This window comes from Hydrogenophaga electricum (assembly GCF_030160815.1).
Taxonomy (GTDB): domain Bacteria; phylum Pseudomonadota; class Gammaproteobacteria; order Burkholderiales; family Burkholderiaceae_C; genus Hydrogenophaga; species Hydrogenophaga electricum.
In genome coordinates, this window is record NZ_BSPB01000179.1 from 1 (window position 1) to 623 (window position 623).

At 40.8% G+C, this 623-nt stretch carries 1 protein-coding gene; it reads left to right on the forward strand.

What is annotated here, in order from left to right; all coding sequences use genetic code 11:
- Positions 1-205: 205 nt before the first annotated feature.
- On the forward strand, positions 206-623 hold a 418-nt coding region (locus tag QQK43_RS23780), incomplete at its 3' end, for a photosynthetic reaction center family protein (RefSeq protein ID WP_284309656.1).

Sequence of the window (623 nt, forward strand, 5' to 3'; positions counted from 1 at the left end):
TAAGAAAAACTAATTGAATCAAATTCATGGATTTACCACGACCTCGGCTGTGACCCCATAGATAAAAATGCAAAATTTCTATCTTCGAGACCATTGAAAAAAGGCATTGAACGAGAAAAAATCGTCCACAGATAATCTATCGTATGCCTTGGAAGTGATATAAGGTGCTCGGAAATGGTTGAAGTAATTGAATAGGAGGATCACTATGACTATAGCCCTTGGTAGAGTTACTAAAGAAGAAAATGATTTATTTGATATTATGGACGACTGGTTACGAAGGGACCGTTTTGTTTTTGTAGGATGGTCTGGCCTATTGCTTTTTCCTTGTGCTTATTTCGCTTTAGGAGGTTGGTTTACAGGGACAACTTTTGTAACTTCTTGGTATACCCATGGATTGGCGAGTTCCTATTTGGAAGGTTGCAATTTCTTAACCGCAGCAGTTTCCACCCCTGCCAATAGTTTAGCACACTCTTTGTTGCTACTATGGGGCCCGGAAGCACAAGGGGATTTTACTCGTTGGTGTCAATTAGGTGGTCTGTGGACTTTTGTTGCTCTCCATGGGGCTTTTGCACTAATAGGTTTCATGTTACGGCAATTTGAACTTGCTCGGTCTGTTCAATTGC